This window comes from Desulfonatronospira sp., assembly GCA_003563255.1.
GTDB lineage: Bacteria > Desulfobacterota > Desulfovibrionia > Desulfovibrionales > Desulfonatronovibrionaceae > Desulfonatronospira.
This window is the reverse complement of sequence record PWSL01000515.1, coordinates 1-5151: the sequence shown is the minus strand read 5'-3', so window position 1 is coordinate 5151 and position 5151 is coordinate 1. Positions and strand designations below refer to the sequence as shown.

Annotated in this window: 4 protein-coding genes; 3 read left to right on the top strand and 1 reads right to left on the bottom strand. The window is 42.6% G+C overall.

Going from position 1 to position 5151, the window contains the following annotated elements; all coding sequences use genetic code 11:
- Positions 1 to 839 precede the first annotated feature (839 nt).
- The 3 genes from QZP87_RS14990 to QZP87_RS14980 all read left to right on the top strand — a co-directional run bounded on the left by QZP87_RS14990 (position 840) and on the right by QZP87_RS14980 (position 4370).
- Positions 840 to 1604, top strand: coding sequence for an AAA family ATPase (locus QZP87_RS14990; RefSeq protein WP_291323733.1), 765 nt, complete (start codon positions 840 to 842; stop codon positions 1602 to 1604).
- A gap of 690 nt (positions 1605 to 2294) precedes the next feature.
- Complete coding sequence (locus QZP87_RS14985; RefSeq protein WP_291323732.1) at positions 2295 to 3173, top strand: ParB/RepB/Spo0J family partition protein; 879 nt, start codon at positions 2295 to 2297, stop codon at positions 3171 to 3173.
- 201 nt (positions 3174 to 3374) lie between these two features.
- A complete protein-coding gene (locus QZP87_RS14980; RefSeq protein ID WP_363331032.1) occupies positions 3375 to 4370 on the top strand; it encodes a bifunctional ADP-heptose synthase in 996 nt (331 codons plus the stop codon).
- On the opposite strand, the gene QZP87_RS14975 is transcribed toward QZP87_RS14980, so the two are convergent.
- On the bottom strand, positions 4333 to 4911 hold the full coding sequence (locus QZP87_RS14975; RefSeq protein WP_291323731.1) for a type I restriction enzyme HsdR N-terminal domain-containing protein: 579 nt from the start codon (positions 4909 to 4911) through the stop codon (positions 4333 to 4335). The genes QZP87_RS14980 and QZP87_RS14975 overlap by 38 nt on opposite strands.
- Positions 4912 to 5151: the final 240 nt, after the last annotated feature.

The following is a 5151-nucleotide window of genomic DNA, read 5'->3' as shown; positions in this document are numbered from 1 at the left end:
TTGTGGCTCCAGCCACATTTTAGAGAAGCAGCTGGATAAACTGGGAGCCAGGACAAAAATGATTTTTTCTTCATCAATCTCTTAATCTATGCCTGCCACACGTCTTTGGCGTGGTTAATCCTGTCAAATTAGCTCTTTTCTTTATTGGGTTTCGGGCAAAGCCCGCGTTAGAAACAGATTAATCAAATTATATCAATATATTATCTAAAATCAAGCCCTGCAGATCATACACCTGCAGGGCTTGTTTTTTTTTAACATACTTGCTATCAACAGAAAAGAGACATACTTCTCGTACCTTGCCCTGACCGGTAAAACATACACCGTGGATTTCCTTCGTTGCTGTGGTTCACCGTGATCCCATATAATATTTATCGCGCTGAGAGACTTGGCAGGGAATCTTTGCAGATTACCGGGTTCAATTGTTGCGAATGAGGATAAGAGCACTTCTTTTTCTTGGGTTGCGGGCATAACCTGCTTTAGGCGCTTAGCACAAGTTTCGGAACAACAGGTTGCTTCATTTTCAAAGAAAGCCAAGAGGTTATGCCCACGGAACACACGGAAGGGCACGGAAGTTTTAAAACGTTGCGAAGCAACGCATATTCCGTGATATTCCGTGTATTCCGTAGGCAGACTCTTTTGCCCTGCAGAGTTTAGTGGCTTACTCCTGAAACCCTGTCACAAAAACCAAAAAAACTCTTTTCTTTACTGGGTTGCGGGCAAAGCCAGCACTAGATAAATGCACTACTTTATCTTGTGTTTCTGGCATAACCTGGCTAAGATAAACAGCATGCCGCTTATTGTTTCACGTGAAACATCCTGCATTATCAAGGAGATTTATAGTGATCTGGAAAATTGTTGTCGCTAATCAGAAGGGAGGTGTAGGTAAAACCACAACTGCAGTTAACCTGGCCGCTTCCTTGGCGGTTATGGAAAAGAAGGTGCTTCTCGTGGATTGCGATGCCCAGGCCAATGCCAGCAGCGGCCTGGGGTTAAATATCGAAAACCTGAAATTCTCACTTTATCAAGGAATTACCGGAGAAGTTGACCCGGACCATCTCATAGTTCAGACTGAATTTAAGTACCTGGATGTAATTCCCTCCAGCAAAGATCTCGTTGCTGCTGAGCTTGAACTGAACGACAAAACTGACCGGGAGTATTACCTGTATAATATGCTCAAAAAAATTACCGGGTCATACTCATACATCATTCTGGACTGTCCACCATCCCTGGGCATGATTACAATCAATGCCATGTGTGCATCAAACCGTCTACTAGTACCTATGCAATGCGAATATTATGCACTGGAGGGGATAGCCAGGCTGTTCGAGACATATGAGTTGATCAAAAAAAGATTAAATCATGACCTCGAACTTTTGGGGGTTGCATTAACTATGTTTGATAAAAGAAACAGGCTTTGTCATCAGGTTATTAATGAAGTTAGAAGGCATTTTATGGCCCAGACTTTTGACAGCATAATTCCCAGGAATGTACGCCTGTCTGAGGCACCCAGTCACGGAAAACCTGTTCTGGCCTACGATATCAGATCCACTGGATCCCATGCATATCTGCAGTTGGCAAAAGAAATAATTAAAAGGCTGCAATAGGTATTATAAAATGTCGCCTCATCTGATTATGTATCAAAACCATTCAGGTGGTACCGGAACCGGCCTTGGGTCGGTCCCTGCGACACATATCCTGCACAAACACAAACTGAATGGATATTATGTATCAGATGAGGCGACAGAATTACCTGACTTTACAGTTTAAGTCTGAACATTCGTACAGGATGTGATCCTTGAAATGTTTTTTTGTAACCCGGGATTGACATCCGAGACATACGAATGCCACCAGACCTCCGAGGCTGGCGTTACGTAAATAGAATTTTTTAGGAGAATCCTGAGTCCAGTCATCTGATGCGCAGCCACAGCTTTGACAGACTACTTTTTTTTCCACTGGGTAATTGAAGTCCCAATACGACAAAAAATTCATCCATTCGTGCATTGGTTCCGCTGGACTGGCCGGCTTTCTTTCCTGTTCCAGAAGAATATTTTCCAGGTCTGTCTGGTGCTGCAGCCATTTCTGGGCAGAAATCCATACACCAGATAACTGTCCTCTTTCATTGTAATATGGTTGGACTTGCTTTTGAGAATCCATACATCCTCCTTTTCAAATTAAGATTGCGGGCGAGTCCCGCGTTGTTTACGCTGTACTGCATGTATATTAATACTTATCTCACTGATGCGCAATTGGTTTATGTAAATATTGGCGAGTAATATTTAAGCCGGGGTATAAAAATGAAAAAACAGGAAAAAGGGCTGGGTAAAGGCTTGGATGCACTGATTAAACCCAGTTTTTACGAAGAAACTACAACAGACAGTGTCCAGTTGAATGTCCAGAAATTAAAGCCTAACCCTTTTCAGCCCAGAAAAAAATTTTCAGAGGAGAGCATCCAGGAACTTGCCTCATCAATCAAAGAAAATGGTGTACTGCAGCCTATTCTGGTCAGGCGCAACGAAAACCAGGAATATGAAATCATTGCAGGGGAAAGACGCTGGAGAGCCAGTATTGAAGCAGGACACAATACTGTACCTGCGCTCATCAGAGAATTTGATAATAAACAGGTGCTGGCCATTGCCCTTATCGAAAATCTTCAGCGTGAGGATTTAAACCCGATGGAGCAGGCTTATGCCTTGCAGCAATTACAGTCGGAACTTGGTATAAACCAGGAAGAACTAGCGGATAAAATAGGCAAGAGCAGGCCCCAACTGGCAAACATTTTAAGACTGATCAAATTGCCGGAAGAAATTCGAAACATGGTTGAAGACATGAGTCTGAGCCCAGGGCATGCAAGGGCTTTACTGGGAGTTAAAAGTGAAACGATGATGCTTGAACTAGCTCAAAAAATTATTTCTAAAAACTTGTCAGTTCGTCAGACAGAAGAACTTGTGAAAAACAGTTTAAAAGAAAAGAAAACAACTCCAGGTAATGACAAGAAAAACAATTTTGCAATTGAAATGGAAAACAGGATAAAACAAAGGTTAAATGAAAAACTTCATGTGAGCATGCAGGGCAACGAAAATAAAGGAAAACTAGTTTTTCAATACAAAAACAGCAAGGAACTAGATAGTCTCATGGAATGTCTCGGCATGAAATCTGATGATGTATCTGTTTAGGCGGTAAGCATAGATTGTGGATGTGGTATCTGTTTAACGCTTTGCATGTGGCACAGGAACTGGCTCCTCCGGGATCCACTTGTTTCATAAAATGAGTTCTGATGCCGAAAAATCTCTTCATCAATCCCCGGAGTCGAAACAAACACTTTCAGCCGACCCTCCAGCTGTCATGGCTGTGACGTGATTATAAAGTTTCAGCGTATGTTTAATGACATCAATATTAAAGATAAATTGCTGCAGAATCTGGATATGATACTGGGACAGCGCCTGATGGTAGTGGGTGATATAATGCTGGATCACTATCAATGGGGCGAGGTGTCAAGAATATCTCCGGAAGCACCTGTACCTGTAGTTTATGTCCAGAAAGAAACCTACAGTCTTGGAGGTTCCGGCAATGTCGCAGCAAACATTAAAAGCCTGGGGGGTGAACCATTTCTTATAAGCGTCACCGGTGATGATGAGCACAGCGACAAAATCAGGCTTCTGTTGGAACAGGAGGAAATCGAACATATTCTTATAAAATCTCCAAAGAGAAAAACCACGGTTAAAACGAGAGTTATAGGCAACACTCAGCAGATAGTCAGAGTGGATAAAGAAAGCAACAACAGGATGGACGCTGGGTTTATAAAAGACATAATCTACAATATCAAAAAAAACATATTGGGTGAATACATTCTGATTTCTGATTATGGAAAAGGGATGGTCAGTAAACAGTTTCTTACAGCACTGTCTGATAAAAAAATTGTGCTGGATCCAAAAATTAGAAATTTTAAGGTATATAAAAATACTTTCCTGTTGACACCAAACCAGAAGGAAGCTGAGGAAGGCAGCGGAGTAGTTATAAAGTCCAACAAGGATATCATCAGGGCTGGTAAAAAAATTATTCAAAGCCGAAACCTTGAAAACCTTCTCATTACCTTAGGACCCCAGGGTATGGTGCTGTTTAAAGACAGCAAGGAAATTCTTCATTTTCCAACCAGTGCAAAAAAGGTCTTTGACGTAACCGGGGCAGGAGATACTGTTATAGCAGTCATGGGAATCTGCCTTCAGACCGGTCAATCATTGCAGGAAGCCTGCATGACGGCAAACTATGCTGCGGGACTTGTTGTTGGTCAGGTGGGGACCGCCAAGGCAGACAGAGAGAGTATGAAAAGGGTGATCAACTCCGGGAACGGTCCTGAAATTTTCCAGTGGTAGGAGTGCACTTGTCAGAGCAGTATCCGTCGCTCAGGGCAAACATGGCATGTGCCACCCTTTTTTCCTTTTCTAGTCTTTCGGGTGAAAAAATGGCGTGTTCACACTCATGGTACAGAGTTTGAAGATAGTCCCAGGTGGGTATACAATGAAAACCCCGGCATAATTCTTTTTTGTCGCTGATACGCACTAGAGATGCATCCTTGGAATCGGTTATCACGGCAAAAGAAGCCGGTCCTTCAGGGATCAATCTGCCTGCACTGACATACTGGGTAATGAATGTTGATACTGCACCTGGACAGAAACCCAGGATTAAAACCGGGCGATTATCAAAAATGACGACAAAGTCGATCTTTATTGTGTATTTTCTGTCAGTTAGATCCAGCTCCAGTTCATATCTTGGAATGATATTGTCATGGGGATATCCTTTTTCCTCCACCAGGATCCTGGCCAGAGACTGCCTGATATCCTCATAGGTTGTCATTTGCAGGTCCTCTCCGGTAAGATAATCCTTGATAATCTGGTCAAAACTTACTTCATGCATGATAGTCTCCGCTGGTTGCAGTTTAATTAAGTGACTTACTCTTGAAACCCTGTCATAAAAAACATGAAATTGTTATCAGTTAATTGTTAATTGTTAATTGTTGAAGAACAAAAGCCTAAACTAAGGGTTTGTCATAAAATAAGTGTTACATAATGCCTGCATAATCTGGGGGTTTATCGCTCCCACGCTCTGCGTGGGAGCGTAGCCCGACCGCTCCTGCGGTCATTGTGGACGCGGAGC

Excerpts from the sequence above, each read along its gene's own strand:
- QZP87_RS14985 (WP_291323732.1), top strand. The coding sequence starts at position 2,295 with ATGAAAAAACAGGAAAAAGGGCTGGGTAAAGGCTTGGATGCACTGATT.
- QZP87_RS14980 (WP_363331032.1), top strand. The coding sequence starts at position 3,375 with ATGTTTAATGACATCAATATTAAAGATAAATTGCTGCAGAATCTGGAT.
- QZP87_RS14975 (WP_291323731.1), bottom strand. The coding sequence starts at position 4,911 with ATGCATGAAGTAAGTTTTGACCAGATTATCAAGGATTATCTTACCGGA.